Consider the following 18,823-nt stretch of genomic DNA (forward strand, 5'->3'; position numbering starts at 1 on the left):
TATCTAATTTACTTAAATTACTTAGATTATTTTATTCCATAAATTCAATTTTACAATTTCCGTTTTCAATTAACCAATTTGTTAATTCTTCCGCATATTTTAATTTTTTAATTTTTATTTCGTCAGCATTTTCAATTTTATTTTTTAAGTTAGGTCTTGAATAATTTGTAACTTTGGTTCCGAAATCCATTCCGCAAAGTATTATTTTTGAAGGCTTAAATTCATTTGCTAAGAAAATACAACGGTCTCCATCAGTAAAACCACCGTAATTTATGATATTTTTGAATTTTGAAACGTCAGGAACTTGGGAACTACCGATAACGTTTTTGAGCTGACCTAAATATTTCTTAACATTTTCCCCATTATCCCCGTGTGCATGAACTACTACTATTGTCCCTTTTTTTGAGCAATCTATAATTTCATTCATATGACCATCTAAATCTGTAATAATTATATCGGGGCGTATATTATCCTCTAAAAGTGCTTTTGTCGCACCATCTGCAGATATAATGACGTATTTATTATTATTATTATTATTATTATTATTATTACTATTACTATCTTCATTATCATTTTCTAAGTTTTTTAAATTATTAAATTTCTTAGTATGCTTGTTTATAGAAGGCCCTGCACCAAAAACGTAAACTTCATTATTTTGAATTATATCTTCTAAATTGTTTATATTATACTTATTATCGTGTTTTTCCAACAAATTATTTAAAAGTTGGGTTGATTCTAAATCTTTTTGCTTATCAAAACCTAAATCATCCATAATTCTATGATAACAAGAATTCCAAGTAATTCCATCCAAATTATCCCTTTTTATGATTAATTAATAAATTATAGTGAATTAAAATAAATAATTTAATTACAATATGGATTATATGATATATAAGTCATTATACATAAAATTTAGTTAAATTGTCAATTATTATTTCATGTTATCATTATTTTAGTTTTACGGTATTTTTATTTTATTTCTTTACCATTATTATTCTAAATCTACAATTTCACCTGCTAAACCACGTATTACAACATTTTTATGGTATTTTTTTGCCATATTTCCGATTCTTAAAAGCTCGTCATCAGTTGCAGGCTTCATTTTTTTATATTCTTCCGAACAAGCGTGTTCATTATCGTATTGTTGTATAGCGTACAAATCTGCATCTTTTACAGTCTTTGCTATGTCCATGATATCTTCTTTAGATATCTCCTGTGGTACGTACGTTGTCCTACATTCAATATAAACTCCCGCATCTTTGCAATATTTTATTATTTTTAAAATATTTTCTTTTATATGTTCCTTAAATTTATCATTGGCTTTTTTAAATTCTTCTTCTGATTTACTATTTAGTAGCTGATTTTCATAATTTGTAAATTGTAAATATTTACCAAATCCACATTTTACATCTACTGCTACGTAATCCAATAAATTTTCATCAAGTAACTCTTTTACAGCGTTAGGATTTGTTCCGTTTGTATCCAATTTTGTTTTTAAGTTGTTTTCTCTTGCAATCCTTAAAAGCTCCTTTACACCCTCTAATTGTAAGGTAGGCTCCCCACCACTTATTACAACCGCCTCTGAAAATAATCTATCCATTCCTTTAAAAATTTGCTCTGCAGTCATCTCCTGCATTCGCTCTTGCATATGGTCATAATTTTGACAGTAACCACATTTCATGTTGCAATCTGAAAAAAAAACTACGGAAGAAGGTACTTTTGGATAATCTAAACTTGATAAATCTACAATTGCGGAAATTCTCATAATATCACATCTTATTATTTTTTACATTAAGTTTTTGATTAAAATTATTTGATTAAAATTATTCGCACTAGTGACGACAATCATTATATTTGTGTGGAAACATATGTTATTTTTAGTACAATTTGGTAATTTAACCCATATGTGATAATAATTATTATATTTTATAAATATATTTATTTAAATATGTTTATAGGTACATTATTTTGTAATTACATTAAATTATAAGTTATGTTTTTATAACATTTATACAATAAGTCTATACTTATTAATTATAACTTTAATATAATTTATAGTGATAAAATAATAAATATTAAAGTAATGAAATGAAATAGTTAAATAAAACAATTAAAGTAACTATTAAATTATTGATTGCTAATTATTATTTACTAAATATTAATTATTAAATATTAATTATTAAACTTTTGAAATTTTTAAAATATTGATAATAACTATAATTATTTTGGTGAGAAAATGAAGTATATTTTTGTAACTGGTGGTGTAGTTTCATCTCTTGGAAAAGGGATTACCTCTTCATCAATCGGTAGATTACTAAAAGCGAGAGGTCTAAAGGTTAATATGATAAAAATAGACCCTTACTTACAAATCGATGCAGGTACTATGTCACCTTACGAACACGGGGAAGTTTACGTTACGGAAGATGGGGGAGAAACAGACCTTGATTTGGGTAATTACGAAAGATTTGTTGACCTTGACTTAATAGCGGATAATAACATAACTACGGGTAAAGTCTACTGGAGTGTACTCTCAAAAGAAAGAAGAGGAGACTACCTTGGAAAAACGGTTCAAGTAATACCACATATTACAAATGAAATCAAAGAAAGGATTAAAGCATTAGGTACTGAAAGCGATATCACTATTGTTGAAATCGGCGGTACTGTGGGAGATATCGAGAGTTTACCATTCTTAGAAGCTATTAGGCAATTTAGAAAAGATATCGGAAAAGAAAACGTTTTATACATTCACGTTTCATTATTGCCTTACATTAGAGCCGCAGGTGAATTAAAAACAAAACCAACACAACATAGCGTTAAAGAATTAAGAGGAATTGGCTTACAGCCTGACATTTTAGTTTGTAGAACTGAAATACCAATGGGCGAAAAGATGAGGGAAAAATTAGCTTTATTCTGTGACGTTGAAAAAGAAGCAGTTGTTGAGGCAAGGGATGCAAAAACAATATATGAAGTACCCCTTAATCTTGAAAAAGAAGGAATTGGTAAATTAATAACCGAAAAATTAAAGTTAAACGATGTTAAACCAGAATTAAACGAATGGAGAGCTATCGTTGATAGAATTGTAAATCCAATGAACGAAGTTACCATAGGAATCGTTGGAAAATACATTCAATTGAAAGATGCTTATATGAGCATTACCGAAGCTTTGATACATGCAGGAGCCAAAAACGATTCTAAAGTAAATATTAAATGGATAAACTCTGAAGAATTAGAAAAAGAACCATCAAAATCTTTAGAAACATTAGTTGAAGATGGAAATCTAGATGGTATCTTAATACCTGGCGGATTTGGAGATAGGGGTGTAGACGGTAAAGTTAACGCGGTTAAATTTGCAAGAGAAAATAACATTCCATTTTTAGGTATTTGCTTAGGTATGCAATGCGCTGTTATCGAATATGCTAGAAATGTCTGTGGATTAGAATACGCTAACTCAACAGAATTCGATGAAACTACCCCTTACCCAGTTATAGACTACTTGCCTGAACAACGTGAAATTACGGAAATGGGCGGTACTATGAGATTAGGAGCTTACGAAGCGTATTTAGCTGACGGAACACTTGCAAAGGAACTTTACGGTACCGATACAGCTTGGGAAAGGCACAGACACCGATACGAAGTAAATCCTGAATTCCACGAGGCACTTGTAAACAATGGTCTTGTAATTTCTGGAACTTCACCAGATGGAAAATTAGCAGAATTCGTTGAACTCAAAAATCACCCCTACTTCATAGCTACACAGGCACACCCTGAGTTTAAATCAAGATTTAGTGCTTCTCACCCATTATTTTATGGATTAATCAAAGCTGCTATGGAAAGAAAGTACAAGTTATAAAATTTAATAATTCATAAATATCTCTTTTTTAATTTTTGTATTGTTCGTAAGATATGATAAGATAATTAAATTTTTTGTCATCTAAAAGTATATATAATAATTAAAAACTATTAGTAAAATTATGATAAAAATTTATGATAATAATGTAATAGTATACAAAATTAAGAATGTGGCAAAATAAAATATGATAAAAATACATTAAATATACCTAATCATGAATTGGAGGATTAAACATGTTTAATTCAAAAATGTTTATAGAGGAAACCGTTGAGGAAATAAAAAAAGCTATAAACGGAAGAAAAACCATTATCGCATTAAGTGGCGGTGTTGATAGCTCCGTAGCTTCTGTTTTAGTAAGTAAAGCAGTTGGTGAAAACTTATTAGCCGTATTTGTAGATACTGGCTTAATGAGAAAAAACGAAACTGAGGAAATCAAAAGGATTTTCCAGGATGAAATGGGCGTAAACTTAAAAATCGTTTATGCTAAAGATAGGTTTTTAGGCGAATTAGCGGGAGTTGACGACCCTGAAACAAAAAGAAAAATAATCGGTAGAGTATTCATTGAAATATTTGAAGAAGTTGCAAAAGAAAATGGTGAAGAAGTTTTAATTCAAGGAACAATTGCTCCGGACTGGATTGAAAGTGAAGGAGAAATTAAAACACACCACAACATTGCTTTACCATCAGGAATGGTTTTAGATGTTGTAGAACCTATTAGAGACTTGTACAAAGACGAAGTTAGACAAGTTGCTGTAGAATTAGGTTTACCTGACGCTGTTGCATACAGACAACCATTCCCAGGACCAGGATTGGCTGTAAGAATACTCGGAGAAATTACCGAAGAAAAATTAGAAATTTGTAAGGAAGCAAACGCTATTGTAAGCGAAGAAATTGAAAAGGAAGGACTAGATAAAGAATTATGGCAATACTTTGCTGCAGTCCTTGATACAAAAGCTACCGGTGTTAAAGGAGATATTAGAGATTACAACTGGGTTGTAGCTCTTAGATTTGTTGAATCATTAGATGCAATGACTGCAACAGCTCCAGAATTACCATTTAGTATTATTAAAAGAATTAGTAAAAGAATTACTTCAGAAATTCCAAATGTTACAAGAGTTGTACTCGATATTACCGATAAACCTCCTGCAACCATTGAATTTGAATAAATAATCTTATTACTAATTTTACATTACTTTACTATTTTTTTATCTATTTTATTATTATTATTATTATTATTATTATTATTAGTATATTGTTTAGTATATTGTTTGTTTTCTAAGTTATATTATCTTATTTTAATCCATATATTTTAATAGAAATTGATAGATATTAGATGATAGATATAATATTTATTATTTAATTCATTATTAGGATTTACAAGTAATTTAGGTAATAGAGCGATATTATGAAATTTATAGACTGCAAAATTTTAAGGGTTTATTTAAAAGAAAGTGACAAATTTAATGGGCAAAATATGACCCAAGTTGTTGTAAAATTATTAAAAAGTCACGGAATATCTGGCGCCACAGTTTTCAAGGCACAATGCGGTTATGGTAGGCGTGGAGTATCTAGATTTGATATATTAAGACTTTCTATGAATTTACCGGTTATTGTAGAGTGTATAGATTACGAAACAACTTTTGAACAGGTTCTTCCCGAATTAACAAAAATTGTTGGAGAAAATGGGTTAATTACTATGGAAAACATTCAGGTGGTTAAGGAATGAATTTAAAAAATACGGAAAATAAAATTGAAAATAAAAATAACGAACTAAAAAATAATATTATAAAAACGGATATTTTAATAATTGGTGGAGGAGGTGCTGCTGCACGTGCATGTGTTGAAGCTTCTTCAACTGATTTAAATGTAAACATATTAATAGCCTCAAAAGGATTATTTGGTAAAAGTGGCTGTACAGTTATGGCAGAAGGGGGCTACAATGCTGTATTAAATGCAGAGGATAGCTATGAAAAGCACTACATGGATACAATGAAAGGTGGTGCTTACATAAATAACTCCGAACTTGTTAAAATTCTTGTGGAAAATTCCCCAAAAGAATTAAAAAATTTAGAAAAATTTGGATGTTTATTTGATCGTAAAAACGAAAAAAATGAAGAAAACGAAGAATATATTAATAATAACCCATATAACAGATTCAAAAAGGCACAAAGGGCTTTTGGCGGTCAAAGTTTCAATAGGACTTGCTATGCAGGAGATAGAACAGGTCACGAAATAATGACTGGTTTAATGGAATTTATTGGCAAATTAGACAATGTAAATATTATGGAAGAAGTTATGGCATTAAAACTTATTTTAGACAATGAAAATAAAACCTGTATTGGTGCAATCTTCTTAAATTTAATAACTGGTGAGATATTCCCAATTTACGCTAAATCTGTAATTCTTGCAACAGGCGGAGCTGGTCAAATATACCCAATTACTTCAAATCCAGTTCAAAAAGTTGGCGATGGCTACGCTATGGCTTACGAAATAGGATTGGATTTAATAGACATGGAAATGGTACAATTTCACCCAACCGGAGTTGTAGGTAAGGGTACGCTTGTAACAGAGGCAGTCCGTGGGGAAGGAGGGATATTATACAACAAAAATCGCGAAAGATTTATGGAAAAATACGACCCTAAAAAAATGGAGCTTTCCACTCGTGACGTTGTAGCTAAAGCAATCTACAATGAAGTAGTAAATCTAGATAATGGTCATAATGGGGGCGTTTATTTAGACGTTACCCATCTTGATTCGGAAGTTATCGAAAAGAAACTTGAAACGATGTTTAAACAATTTATGAATTTAGGCGTCGATATTAGAAAAGAACCTATGATTGTCGCACCTACTGCACACCATTTTATGGGCGGTATTGTAATAAATACGGATTGTGAAACAGCTATAGGCGGATTATTTGCTTGTGGTGAAATTGCGGGAGGTATCCACGGGGCTAATAGATTAGGGGGCAATGCTCTTGCAGATACACAGGTTTTTGGTGCCATAGCTGGTAAAAATGCTGTAAATTATATTAAAAAAGATAACTTTGTATCCAATGTGGAAAATGAAAATGAAGATGAAAAAGAAGATTCTAAAACAATAAATTTGGAATTAAAAAAAGTCAATGACGAGATTAAATTGAAAAAAGAGTGCCAAAATGACTATGAAGATGAAAAATTAAATTATTCTAAGTTAATAAACGAATTAAGAAATATTATGTGGAAATATGTTTCAATTGTGAAAAATGAAAAAGGATTATACAAAGCACTTGCTGAATTAGATATTTTAAGTGAAAAATCCAAAAATTTAAACGTTAAAGGACTTTATGACGTACAAAAATACTTTGAATTTAAAAATATGGTATTAGTATCCGAATTGGTCATAAAATCTGCATTATATCGTAAAGAAAGTAGGGGGGCGCACTATAGGGACGATTATCCTACCACTATCGAAAATTGCGTTGGAAATGTGATTATAAATCAGAATGGAATTAAATTTATAAAAAGGGGATAATTTGAGATTTGTACATATTGCAGACACTCATTTAAGTAATAGGCAGTACGGACTCGATGAACGGGAAAAAGATATATACGACTCATTTAATCAGTGCATTGAAAAAATAATAGAGTTAGAACCCGACTTTGTTGTTCATAGCGGTGATTTATTTGATAGATCCAATCCTTCAGTTAATGCGATGCTAACCGCCATTAAAGGATTTGAAGCGTTAAAAGAGAAAAGTATACCGATATATGCCATTCAAGGTAATCACGATATGCCTAGAGATATTTCAAAAGGTAAACCCTACGTAGTTTTAAAAAGAGTCCTTGGAAATGAATATTTTAAGACTTTTGGAAAAAATAATTGTCATATATTGGAAGATATGGGCATATGTGGATTTGATTACTATCCAGTCAACAAAAAATCGATTATTGATGAAAAACTTGAAGATATTGAGAAAAAAATAAATGATATTCATAATGATGGCATTAAAAAGTCCGTTTTATTAATGCACCAAGGATTTAATGGTTTTTTACCACTTGAAGAGTTATGTGAAGTTAATATAGGCGATATTCCAGAGGTGGACTATATTGCTTGTGGTCATATTCATAAGCGAAGCCTTGTATCTTATGATGAAGATTCTAACCATAAATTTAAATCTAAAAATCCGTTGCTAGCTTATCCAGGATCTATTGACTCATTATCCGAAAAAGAATATTACGATTATGAAAAAAACGGAAAAGGCTTTTATTACGTTGATTTTGATAATTGTGACCTTGATAAAAATAATATTGAAAAAATCGATATAAAATGTAGGAAATTCGAAAAAATCGAAGTATATAATCAAATTGATTACAATACATTAGTTAATAATTTAAAAAATTATAATCCAAAAGCTATTGCCATTGGAGAAGTTTGTGAAGAACTTTACGAACCTTTAAAAGCCAAATTAAACGAATATACGTTATATTATCGATTGATTAGGAAATCTGATTATGAAGTAGATATATCTGATATAAATGAAACAAACATTCAAAAAGTTTTTGAGGATTATGTTTATTCAAAAGGCTTAGATGTTAATTTTGTAGATAATATAAACCATAAAATGAATTCCGAAGAAGAAAATTATATGGAATATGTAGAAGACTATTATACGGCGAATTTCAAAAGTGATATTATTGAAAGATTTATGGAAAAAAGTACTGAGGAAGTTATTGGCGAAAGTATTAACGAAGATATTGAAGATTCTAGTCAAAAAACTACTCAAATGAAACTAGATAACAAAAATTAAAGTTAAATTAAAGTTAAATTAAAGGGATATTATGGATAAAACCGAAAATAGTCAAAATAGTCAAAATTACGCTGATAGTTCGAATACTGAAAATCAGGATGCTCCGAAAAAAGAATTAAAAAAATATTCAATATTGTTGGATACAAATTTTTTAATATATTCATTTAAACAGGGTATCAATATAACATATGAATTAGAGCGCGTAATCCCAGTTAATGGAGAAATAATAATTTTGCAATGTGTTATTGATGAATTGAATAAGCTTAAAAAAGAATTAAAAGGAAAAGAGAAATTAGCAATTAATTTGGCTCTAAAATTAGTTAGCAGGTATAAAATTGTAGACTACTCTGAAGGAAAATACGCCGATGAGATGATAGTTAACTATATTAAGACTCATAAAAACTGCATTGTAGGAACTAACGATAAAATTTTGAAAAAATCGATTATGGACTTGGGAGTTCCAATTATATTGATAAAACAGCAAAAATATTATGAATTGCAGGGTTATTTATAAAATTTAAAACTTAAAACTTAAAATTTAAGTGTAAAATTTAAGTATAATTGTAATATATTTAATATTTAATTTGCTTCGGAAATTGTTATTTTAGAGTCATCTCCCTTTTTAGTAAGCCTTATTACTTCGTTTGCAATTTCCTCCATTTCATGATGGTGTGTGATTATAACAATCTGATTTATCTTTTTTATACTTGAAAAGATTGTTAATAAATTTCTCCTTCTATCTTCATCCAAGTAAGCAGTAGGCTCATCTAATATAATACATTCCATATTATCACATATTGCGTTTGCAATACCCAATCTAAGTGCTAAAGCCACAGCAACTTGTTCCCCGCCACTCATATTACTTACAGGTATTTCATCAACTATTAAATCGCAATCTGGAGTTATTTGAATATGGGAATATGGCATACCGAATTCTGAAAATATTTCGTTTGCATGTTTTTGTATTAAAGGAATATACATTTCCCTAATATGTTTTTGAACGCCATCCCTGGAAAATACTTCCCTAACTTTAGTTAAATAGTTTTTAAAGTACTTCAATCTGTTTAATTCATCTTTCTTTTGAGTATTATCATCTAAATTTTGTTTAAAGTGTTTATTCTCATTTTCTATGTTGACAATTTGTGATTGGATTTTTTGTATTTCTAAATTAATATCATATACTTGCTGCTTCAATGCTTCATTTTTGCTTCTGAATAGTTCGTGCTCTTCTTTTGAGTAATTTAAAGCATTTATTTTGTAAATTATTTCTTTATTATTATTTTCTATTTCCATTATGGACTCATTTGTTAAATTTAGCAAATTATTGATTAATTCTTCAAATTTAACTATTTTTACATCTATTTCATTGTTGTTATTCAATAATTGATCCATAGGGGATTTTTCAAAATATTCATAGTACTTTGAATTATTTGAACAGTAATTTGAAATATATGTATTAATTATTGCCTCAGAATTCTTATAAAGCTCATAATCAGGAGTATAAGTTTTCAATTCTGATTCCAAACTATTTTTATCGTTTAAGTTATTTTCATAATTATGATATTTGGTTTTTAAATCTTTTGAAGCTATTTCTTTTAGGATATCTGTAATATCACATAATATTTTATTTAAACCTTGTAAATATTTCATTTTATCCTTTAAAGCGTCTAATGAGTTCTTTAACTCCACTTTAAAGCTTTTTAAAGTATTTATATTTATTAAATTATCTTCTAGGGCATAATTTATCAAAGACAAGTTATTTGATTTAGTTAGTATTTCCAAAAATTTTTGAATTGTTTCGTCCTTTTTAGCTTCTAATTCATTTGTTTTGGTATTGCCATTCTTGCCATTATCTTTATTTTTCAAATAATTTTCTGCATAAACATATTTTGTATAGTTATCTTTAATAGACTGTTGATTACTAATTAATTCAGCTTTTAAAGCTTTTAAATCATCTAATTCTCCATTTAACCTGCTTTCATTTTGTAAATTTTGTAAATTACTAATTTTTTCATCCAGTTCTAGTTTCAAATTGATTTCTGATTCTTTTTTAGAATTTAATAATGCTAATTGAGTTTTTAAATTATTTAATTCATTTAATTTAACCTTTGCAATGGTTAAATCATTTGAAATCTTTTCCATGTTGTTGATACATTTATTTAGTGCTTCTTTGTAATTTTCAATTAACTTGCTGTTATTTGAGATGATTTCGTTCTTCTTTTCGTCAGATAATTCAGTTCTACAAGTAGGGCATACTTTTTTATCAGAAATACATTTTAATTCACTATTTGAAGTCATTAATTCATTTATTTTAATTTCAAGATTTAATTTGTTAGATACCAAGCTATTCAACTTTTCATTGTTTAGACTTATATCTTGCTCAATGTTTTCCAGGTTAGTTAGTTTTTTTTCAATATCATTAATCTGTATTGTTTGTTTGGTGTGCTCCATTAGTGTATTCTCTAAATTTTTAATTTCTTTCTGGATATCTGCGATACGTCTAGATAAAATCGTTGAATTACTTGTTTTTTCATTTAAATCATCTAATTTTTTAGATAACTCTTCATATTTTGCATAATACTCTTTATTTTCTTCCACATTTGATTTCTGAGTAGCTATTGATTCTAATTCATTTGTAATAATTTCTAACTCATTTAATAGAATATCTAATGATTTATCAAAATTTTTAATGGATTTGGTATTTTTTGCAATTTCGCCCATTTTTTTAATGTTTTCCGCAATTAAAACTTCATTTCTTGACATATTTAATAAATCGGTGCTTTGAACGTTACTGGTAGTACCATTATTAATAGAACTAATATCACTATTGTTGTTATTACCATTATTATCGTTATTACTAGTATTATCGTTCGTATATTCGTTATAAGACTTTATTAGGTAAGATAAATTAGATTTTAATTCTTTATATCTGTTGTAAAGCTCTTTGTTATCTTTATTATACAGTTTTTCATTTAATAAATCCATTTTTTCCATTAAAAGGGTACATTTTTTGTAATTTTCTTTCTTTTCAAGTATTTTAGATTTATTATCTATTAATGTGGTCATATCATCTGATAAATTAGACATATTATTATTCAGTTTATCAACTTCTCGATTATTTGATAGCAAATTTAAATTATATTCTTCATTTTTTTCACTATTTGCTTTTAAAATATCTAACTTAATTAAAATATCTTTTTCAGTGGATTTAAGATTTTTTAAATCATTTGATTTTTCAGCTTTTTCATTGTTGTAATTTTGAATTATTTCGTTATTTTTTGAAATAGATTCGTAAATAACTTCTTCGTCCGCTAAATTATTATTTAACGTCTTTATTTTTTCATCGTATCTATTTATAATTTCTTTCATTTTTTCGTGGGCTTTAGCATATTTCTCCACGCCCAAAATTTTGTCTATGACATCCTTTCTATTTCGAGGGGCTAAATTAACCAAATTTACGATATCTCCTTGCTTAATATATATTGCATTTGAAAAAACGTTATTATCCATTTCTAAAATCTCTTGAACCTTGGCGTTAACGTTGGAATTATTATCTGCTAGGATATTATCGTTTATATTGTCTTTTAAAAACAATATATTTTCGGATTTGGTTGATTTTCGATTTCTTTGACGTATAACAGTGTAAGTTTTTCCCCTAACTTCAAAAGTAAATGAAATTCTAAAGCTGTCTGCCTCATTTTTTATCATATTTTGCAAACTGTAGTCCTTACCCGAAGGGGCGAATAGTGCATAGTTGATTGCTTGAAAAATGGAAGATTTGCCACTACCATTTTTTCCCACAATTGTTGTGATGCCATCTTTGAATTCAATTTTGCTATTCCTGTGACTTCTAAAATTTTGAAGTTCTAAACTCTTTAATATCATAATTTGCCCCATTATTATGTCATAAAAGTAAAATAACTTAAATATATTTTATCATAATTATAATAATTATCATAATTTATCGTTTTTAGAACATTTTAATTTCCATTCATTGTATTATACTTTATATACAAAAAACAATAAAAACATATTTAGTATAAATTATTGAAAAAGATAATTTATACATTTTCATCTGACATTTATTTAATTTATTATCTCATCACGTTATTATAAAGTTTATGAAATTAATCGGAAAGGAAATACAAAATAGAATATATATTATATATAGTATAATCTATAGTCTATTTAAAATTTAAACTAATAAAACAAAAAACAGCATATAACTTAAAAAAATTGGGTAAATAGTGTCCAATCAATGAATAACTTGTAAAATATGATTAAAAAATTGAAATACCTTGAATACAATATTAAGAATTATTGTGAAAGACGAAATAAAAAAAGAATATGTATGGGTTAACTTAATATTAGTATATATTAATATTCAAATATACTGATATATAAATTATAAGATAACCATACTGCAAATATAATGTAAATACAGATCAGATATAACGTAAGTATAGTAAGTATATTAACAGTTCAAAGTAAAATTTATCAAAATTATCAAGAGGATTATTATGGATTTAGGTACAAGCAAATATATAATATATGCAGAATTATTGGCTGATGGATACGTTGAAAAACACGACGTTATCGGTGCTATATTCGGTCAGACAGAAGGTCTTTTAAGCAACGAATTAGATTTAAGGGACTTACAAAAAAGTGGAAGAATCGGTCGTATAGATGTAGAACTTGAAAATATGGGTGGAAAATCTCTTGCAAAAATTACGTTACCATCGAGTTTGGATAAGGTCGAAACGTCGATACTAGCCGCTACGCTTGAAACTATAGATAGAGTGGGTCCTTGTTTAGCTACTGTCAATATTAAAAATGTTGAAGATATCCGGATATCTAAAAGACATTACATAACCGAACGTGCTCAAAATATCCTTAAGAAATTAATGGATGAAATGGTAGATTCTTACGAAATAACCGATGAAATAAAAGAATCCCTAAGAGTACAGGAAATTATGGAATATGGCGAGGAAAACTTACCTTGTGGACCAAATGTAGTGCATTCTGATGCAATAATTGTGGTTGAAGGTAGAGCCGATGTTTTAAATTTATTAAGATGCGGAATTAAGAATGCCGTAGCTGTCGAAGGTACATCCGTTCCAAAATCAATTATAGAGTTAACCAAAAGAAAAACTACCACCATATTTACCGATGGAGATAGAGGTGGAGAACTTATATTAAAAGAATTGTTACAAACTTGTGATGTGGATTATGTTGCAAGAGCCCCATATGGTAAAGAAGTTGAAGAAACCTCCAAAAAAGAAATATTAAAATGTTTAAGGTCTAAAATACCAATAGAACAGTATAATATAAATATGGAAGAAGGTAAGACCGATAAGTACGAAAAACACGAAAAAACATATAAAACTAGCAGTAACAATGGTAACGGAAATAACGGTAGAGAAGCTAAAAAGATAGAAGAATTTATCCCTCAAAGCCCAAAAGATAAAGATAAAGATAATGAAGGTTTTGGTTACCACAAGTATAAAAAAGAGCTAAATTCTAATTTAGAGCATATAAAAGAAAATTTCGGAAAATCTCAAATATTAAGTGAAAAATCTGAAAAATTCGAAAAGGCTCATCCTGTAAAAGATTACTTAAAAGGCGAAGGAATAATCGACGTTGACAAATTAAATGAAGAGTCAAAAATAAGCGAAGATAGTAAAAAAAGTGAAGATATTAATGCAGGTAAAGCCTCAAAAAGTGCAGGTATGACTGTTGAAGTAAAAACTGAGGACTTAAGGGCTAAAGAAAAAGATAATTCTAAAACTGAAGTTTCAAAAAAGAATATATCAGAAATAGAAAATAAAAAATCTGGAAAAGCAGGCTTAGACGCTCAAATACAACAGAACGGCGAAAAAGCTAAAAAAATAAAAGCCGATAAAGTTTTAACAGATTCTAAGATATCAAAGGAGTTTAAAATTAAGGAATCAGAAGAACTTAAAACTAAAGAACCTATCGGGGCAGAAGACAAATTTGGACGTAATATTGGAAATATCATAAGTAAAGATTCAAAAAATAAAGAATTAGTTGAAAAAATAGAATCTGCCGAAGAAGTAACGCCATTAATCGATATTAATGACATCAACAGTGTAAAATCCATTGTAGACAAAATTCAAGGAACTGGAATGGTTAGTCTAATCCATGAAGGTGTGGAAAAGCTCATAAATATGGATGAATTGGTAGATAACCCAGAAATTAAAGATAATGATATTATAATTTTGGATTATCCGATAAATCAACAAATTGTTGATAAATTATATGATAAAACTAAATTAATTATCGGTAAAAACGTTAATGTATCAAAAAGACCTTCAGAACTTAGATTACTTTCATTCAATGAATTGAAAGCATAAAATAATAGCTAAATAAATAACTTACTAAATAACTACTTTACTAAATAAGTAAAAAAATAGAATATATTAATTTTTTTTATTAAATTTTTATTAAATTTAAGTATATTTTGTTATTTTTAATTATCTTTTTTTCCTTGCAATTTCTTTCCCAATTTTTTCCCCAGTATCTTTTAACCTACTTGCCACACTTCTTGGAACGTCGCCTTTTTCAGATAATATCTTTCCGATGATACTTGACAATAAAAATATTGCGTAAGTATGTTCTGATTTAGTTCTGTGTATATGGTGAGGTCTGATGTTCAAGCTATCGTATTCCTCGAAACTGTCCCCTAAAGTATCTTCACCAAAAGTAGTGTAAAGATCTTTTCTCATATATACTAAAAGCTGATGTAATTGAATTAATTCATCCTTATGCATTTAACCACCATGATAATATAGTAAACAAAATAAAAAATACTAAAAATATATAATATCGTAACTACTTATGGGTTAATTTTATTTATACATTTAGTAGTATTCTTATTATATCATATTGTTTTTAGATTAATCATATTTAAGCATATCTTATATATTAACCCGTTTTATGAAAAATACACTCAAAAGTAATATATTTATGATGTCAATTAATAATAACATAACTTAAGAAAAATAATAAAATAATAAAATAATAAAATAAAACTAAAAATAAAAATTGATATATTAAATTATTATTTAATTTCTGGAACTACTGCCCTTACAAATTCTTTTTTACCTTTTGTTAAATCCATTGTAGCGTCAATACCCATTTTCGCAGTCAATTTCATCTTGTGGTCTGCAGAAGGGTCTAATGATGAGCCTTTTGCACCATCAATGATTATAACATCTCTTGAACTTTGAACTCTTGTAGCTATTGCATATTCAACATCTACGGGGTTGTATATGTCTATATCATCATCCACAATTACAACGTGCTTCAAACTTGGGTGTGCGGCTAAAGCTGCTAATATTGCATTCTTACCGTCGCCTTGTGTTTTTTTATCGATGGACACAACTGCGTGTAACCAGCAACAACTACCTTCAGTTAAAGCTACATTCTTAACAGATGGCACTGTGTTTCTAATTCCTTTGAACATTCTAGGTTCTTGAGGTAAACCCATTAAAATTTTGTGCTCTGTTCCGCCAGGCAATAATGCGTGGAATATTGGATCTTTTTTTGTCCTAAGTCCAGTTACTTTAATAACAGGTTGCTTTCTTATAACGTCGTATGTTCCGGTAATATCAACAAATGGACCTTCGTCGTCATTTTTATTTGTTATTTTACCTTCGATTATAAATTCAGCTTCAGGAATTTCTAAATCAACAGTTTTACCCTTTATAGTTTTAATAGGCTTATTCATGATTGCAGAAGCATATTTTAATTCGTTGAAGGACACATCTCCGGAGGTTGACGCAGCTAAGAGTAAAGCAGGTTCTACACCAATTGCTATTGCGACGTCTATGCCTTCTTTGCCTTCAGTTATTGCGTTTTCAATATTTTTATGATATATATAGTGAAGATGTCTTTGTTCAACCATTCTTATGACCAAATTTCCATCAGGTCTTATTAAAATTCTGTGGATTGAAGCATTTACGCCCTCATCTTTATCCTTAACAATTACGATACCTGAAGTTAAGTAAGGTCCTGCATCTTCACCATAATAGGTAGGAATCGGGTATTCAGTTATTTTTTGCACTTCATCGTCTATATATTCTTTCTCAAGTTCTGCATCCAATACAAGTTCCCCGTTTGGCTCGTTTTCCATTGCTTTAATCATATGATTCATTAAGTCTTCAGGCTTTATATTCAAACTTTTTGCAACATTCTCACGGGTGCATAAGTTACCCACTACTTTATAACCGTTTACATTTTCAATCATAACTGTATTGGCAGTACCTTTGTCGTTATCGTTTAAAACCTTTGAAATTTCGAACACTTTGTTTGCAGAATCAATTTTTACTTTATCCAATGAATTTATAAATTTTCTGTAATCGCTTTCCATATTTTCCACTACATCACTACTTTTTTAATGAATATAATTTAATAAATTTATTAAAAATATACTATTTATAATTAAGGTGTAATCTCAGAGATAATGAAAAATAAAATCTAAAATTTAAAGATAAATATTTAAGATTATGTATTAAAAATAGAATAAGAAATAAAAAAAATAAAAAAATAAATTTAAAATAATAAAAGTTAAACTAATAAAAAAGAGTAAAAAATAAGAATTAATTTGTATAGTCACTATTATCTCTTTTTTTACCATCTTTTGGATATTTCAATTTCCAACCTTTTTTAACCCATTCGTCATCATAATTATTTTCTTCAGCCCATTGTTTTAAAAAGCTTTCCCATTTATTCCATAATTCTGCATAATTACGTTTTATTAATTCAATTTCACCGGTTTCCATTGCTGGACACATGAAACAACCTACCCTATCGAAATTTTGTTCATAAAGTACGTTATATGGTGCGTCATTTCTTAAAATGTAAATCCAAACGTGCATAGCTGTCCACTCTAATATAGGAGCTGCTAATGTTTGTTTTTTAATATTTGGGCTTTGCCAAATTCTTGGTTTCTTTGAACGGTTGATAGATTCATACTTTCGTAATCCTACAAAAGTAAGGCAACCTTTAGGGTATTTAGCATCTATTAAAGCACCTAATGGTCTTAATTTACATTCTTCACTACACCATCGATTATCTCGGGAAGGTGGACCATATGTTTTAACTAATTCCCAGAAATCACTTGATTTAGTTCTTAATATTTCCTTACCATAGTGTTTTTCCATTGTATCGATGTTTTCGAGCGTTTCGTCAAATTCAATACCTGTATCATTGAAAAGTATCTCATAAGATGCTTGAGATTTTTCAATTTCAGGGTCGTTATTAAATGCGTTTCTTGCAAGTAGATAAACTACTAAACTGTCTTTACCGCCAGAATATGCAACTGTTGGAGGTAAATTTATTTTTTCAGCAGTATTTCTCATGAAACCCACTGCTTGTGTTTCAAATTTATCCATTGGTGTTTTATTTGCTTCCACCATTGTTTTAAAGTCTGAAGTTACAGGATTCACGTTTGCAGGTTTTGGCTCTTCTGATTTCCTAACTTTTGCAATCATTCCTTTTTGGGCGTCTATCATTTCTTTATAGTCCATTCTTGCTCTACCGACACCTAAAATATCCATTTTACTAGCATCTATTTCAAGTGGGGTTTTTTCCAATAAATCAGTGTAAACTCCATTTATATCTCCATATTTTGATATTAGTTCTTCGTTTTCAACTAATATGATTACGTCGTCATCTGTTTTGATATCTGATGAAGCATAAGCTAAACCTGGTCTTAATATGGAAGCTCCTTTTAAAATATATGGAGGTACATCGTGCTTAACAACGATTATTTTTTTATTTACTGTTTTTATAAATCTTCTTGCACCTTCAATTGTAGGAATAACTTTCCATTGACAGCCTTTTTCGTTATAATTTAAAATACCGACTACTTGCCCGTCTAAAATTATTTCCTGCATATATTCGGTGCCTGGTACCTTATTTACCAAAGCTACTTTATTTTCAAAGATATTTTCAGTTATTCCGAATTGATTGTGTAATGTTTCATTGATAAGTGTTATATCATTCTCAAATGCAGGTCTTGCATCTGCTGGAGGGGTTACTTTTACTTCAAATGTTTTATTACCACATTTTGAACATTCCTTGTCCAAAACTGGCACGTTACATGTTTCACACCATCTTAAATGGATTTTTCCCAAAACTGTTTTCATAAATTCACCAAATAA

Annotated in this window: 13 protein-coding genes; 7 read left to right on the forward strand and 6 right to left on the reverse strand. The window is 28.8% G+C overall.

The genetic code is table 11. The annotated features are described in order from the left end of the window. Positions 1-31: 31 nt before the first annotated feature. Both J2127_RS03785 and J2127_RS03790 read right to left on the reverse strand, forming a co-directional pair. Positions 32-811, reverse strand: coding sequence for a 6-hydroxymethylpterin diphosphokinase MptE-like protein (locus tag J2127_RS03785; protein WP_281063930.1), 780 nt, complete (start codon positions 809-811; stop codon positions 32-34). A 180-nt stretch (positions 812-991) separates the two neighbouring features. Then, the gene (locus J2127_RS03790; RefSeq protein ID WP_209732223.1) at positions 992-1,765 is read right to left on the reverse strand and encodes an anaerobic ribonucleoside-triphosphate reductase activating protein; all 774 of its coding nucleotides are present in this window, start codon (positions 1,763-1,765) and stop codon (positions 992-994) included. 471 nt (positions 1,766-2,236) lie between these two features. Here J2127_RS03790 and pyrG point away from each other — a divergent pair, with 471 nt between their 5' ends. The 6 genes from pyrG (at position 2,237) to J2127_RS03820 (ending at position 9,150) form a co-directional block, all read left to right on the forward strand. Next, on the forward strand, positions 2,237-3,850 hold the full coding sequence (pyrG, locus tag J2127_RS03795) for a glutamine hydrolyzing CTP synthase (protein WP_209732224.1): 1,614 nt from the start codon (positions 2,237-2,239) through the stop codon (positions 3,848-3,850). Between the two features lie 233 nt (positions 3,851-4,083). Next, entirely contained in the window at positions 4,084-5,016 is a 933-nt protein-coding gene (gene guaA / locus J2127_RS03800; protein WP_209732225.1) for a glutamine-hydrolyzing GMP synthase, read from the forward strand. Between the two features lie 239 nt (positions 5,017-5,255). Continuing rightward, positions 5,256-5,576 (forward strand): DUF190 domain-containing protein, encoded by a 321-nt coding sequence (locus J2127_RS03805; protein ID WP_209732226.1) that lies wholly within the window; start codon positions 5,256-5,258, stop codon positions 5,574-5,576. Between the two features lie 59 nt (positions 5,577-5,635). Continuing rightward, positions 5,636-7,360 (forward strand): fumarate reductase (CoM/CoB) subunit TfrA, encoded by a 1,725-nt coding sequence (tfrA, locus tag J2127_RS03810; RefSeq protein ID WP_209732308.1) that lies wholly within the window; start codon positions 5,636-5,638, stop codon positions 7,358-7,360. Between the two features lies 1 nt (position 7,361). Then, the gene (locus J2127_RS03815) at positions 7,362-8,636 is read left to right on the forward strand and encodes a metallophosphoesterase family protein (protein ID WP_209732227.1); all 1,275 of its coding nucleotides are present in this window, start codon (positions 7,362-7,364) and stop codon (positions 8,634-8,636) included. Between the two features lie 31 nt (positions 8,637-8,667). Continuing rightward, a complete protein-coding gene (locus J2127_RS03820) occupies positions 8,668-9,150 on the forward strand; it encodes a PIN domain-containing protein (protein ID WP_245326440.1) in 483 nt (160 codons plus the stop codon). Between the two features lie 65 nt (positions 9,151-9,215). Here J2127_RS03820 and J2127_RS03825 read toward each other — a convergent pair whose 3' ends face one another. Next, positions 9,216-12,521, reverse strand: a complete 3,306-nt coding sequence (locus tag J2127_RS03825) for an AAA family ATPase (protein ID WP_245326441.1) — start codon at positions 12,519-12,521, stop codon at positions 9,216-9,218. Positions 12,522-13,156: 635 nt separating this feature from the next. Here J2127_RS03825 and dnaG point away from each other — a divergent pair. After that, the gene (gene dnaG / locus J2127_RS03830; protein WP_209732229.1) at positions 13,157-15,010 is read left to right on the forward strand and encodes a DNA primase DnaG; all 1,854 of its coding nucleotides are present in this window, start codon (positions 13,157-13,159) and stop codon (positions 15,008-15,010) included. Between the two features lie 120 nt (positions 15,011-15,130). Here the strand turns inward: dnaG and J2127_RS03835 are convergent, their stop codons facing one another. The 3 genes from J2127_RS03835 to J2127_RS03845 form a co-directional block, all read right to left on the reverse strand. After that, positions 15,131-15,427 (reverse strand): UPF0058 family protein, encoded by a 297-nt coding sequence (locus tag J2127_RS03835; RefSeq protein WP_209732230.1) that lies wholly within the window; start codon positions 15,425-15,427, stop codon positions 15,131-15,133. 290 nt (positions 15,428-15,717) lie between these two features. Next, entirely contained in the window at positions 15,718-17,028 is a 1,311-nt protein-coding gene (locus tag J2127_RS03840; RefSeq protein WP_209732310.1) for a UbiD family decarboxylase, read from the reverse strand. Between the two features lie 229 nt (positions 17,029-17,257). Beyond that, positions 17,258-18,808 carry a phosphoadenosine phosphosulfate reductase family protein gene (locus tag J2127_RS03845; RefSeq protein WP_209732231.1) on the reverse strand — a complete coding sequence of 517 codons (1,551 nt, stop codon included), beginning with the start codon at positions 18,806-18,808 and terminating at the stop codon, positions 17,258-17,260. Positions 18,809-18,823 lie beyond the last annotated feature (15 nt).

The organism is Methanococcus voltae, assembly GCF_017875395.1.
Lineage (GTDB): Archaea > AGJL01 > Methanococci > Methanococcales > Methanococcaceae > Methanococcus > Methanococcus voltae_C.

Bases quoted from the DNA above. Each gene is read 5' to 3' on its own strand.
- guaA (WP_209732225.1), top strand. From the start codon at position 4,084: ATGTTTAATTCAAAAATGTTTATAGAGGAAACCGTTGAGGAAATAAAA.
- J2127_RS03805 (WP_209732226.1), top strand. From the start codon at position 5,256: ATGAAATTTATAGACTGCAAAATTTTAAGGGTTTATTTAAAAGAAAGT.
- dnaG (WP_209732229.1), top strand. From the start codon at position 13,157: ATGGATTTAGGTACAAGCAAATATATAATATATGCAGAATTATTGGCT.
- J2127_RS03825 (WP_245326441.1), bottom strand. From the start codon at position 12,521: ATGATATTAAAGAGTTTAGAACTTCAAAATTTTAGAAGTCACAGGAAT.
- pyrG (WP_209732224.1), top strand. From the start codon at position 2,237: ATGAAGTATATTTTTGTAACTGGTGGTGTAGTTTCATCTCTTGGAAAA.
- J2127_RS03820 (WP_245326440.1), top strand. From the start codon at position 8,668: ATGGATAAAACCGAAAATAGTCAAAATAGTCAAAATTACGCTGATAGT.
- J2127_RS03845 (WP_209732231.1), bottom strand. From the start codon at position 18,808: ATGAAAACAGTTTTGGGAAAAATCCATTTAAGATGGTGTGAAACATGT.
- J2127_RS03835 (WP_209732230.1), bottom strand. From the start codon at position 15,427: ATGCATAAGGATGAATTAATTCAATTACATCAGCTTTTAGTATATATG.
- J2127_RS03840 (WP_209732310.1), bottom strand. From the start codon at position 17,028: ATGGAAAGCGATTACAGAAAATTTATAAATTCATTGGATAAAGTAAAA.
- J2127_RS03790 (WP_209732223.1), bottom strand. From the start codon at position 1,765: ATGAGAATTTCCGCAATTGTAGATTTATCAAGTTTAGATTATCCAAAA.